The 546-nt window shown below is 46.7% G+C and carries 1 protein-coding gene; it reads left to right on the plus strand.

The genetic code is table 11. The features are described 5' to 3' along the window. A partial coding sequence (locus tag Y882_RS19695) for a tape measure protein (RefSeq protein WP_156171601.1) occupies window positions 1–546 on the plus strand: 546 nt, incomplete at both ends.

Here is a 546-nt window from a genome sequence, read left to right on the forward strand (position 1 = left end):
CCGCTGCTATTATCCAGTTCTCACAGGGTCTGCAATCTGGTGTGTTACGTGGGGACGAATTCCGTTCTGTAATGGAACAGGCTCCTCGTCTTGGTAAGATGATTGCAGATGGTCTCGGTGTTGGTACTGCTGGTCTTCGCCAGATGGCTAACACTGGACAATTGACCGCAGACGTTGTTATTAACTCCATTTCTAAAGCTGCATCAACTATTAACGATGAGTTTGCTCGTACGATACCAACGTTCTCGCAACGAATGGAGATCGCGAACAATAACTTAATTAAGTTCGCGGGAACGTCAACCTCAGTACAAACTGTGGTCAATTCAATGGGAGCTGTGATCGAAACTGCTACAGATCACCTCACCTTGCTGTCTAATACAGCAATCGGTGTCGCTGCTATTATTGGCGGTCGAATGATCACTGCGCTGGCGGCACAGATTGCAGCATTCATCCAGCTCAATGCAATAAAGGCAAAGAGCTCGGCCATAAAAATCAGGACTATTGTTGGTATTACAAGATCCGCAGTAGCGCGATATAACCAAGCAA

Source organism: Dyella japonica DSM 16301 (assembly GCF_001010355.1).
GTDB classification, from domain to species: Bacteria; Pseudomonadota; Gammaproteobacteria; order Xanthomonadales; family Rhodanobacteraceae; genus Dyella; species Dyella japonica.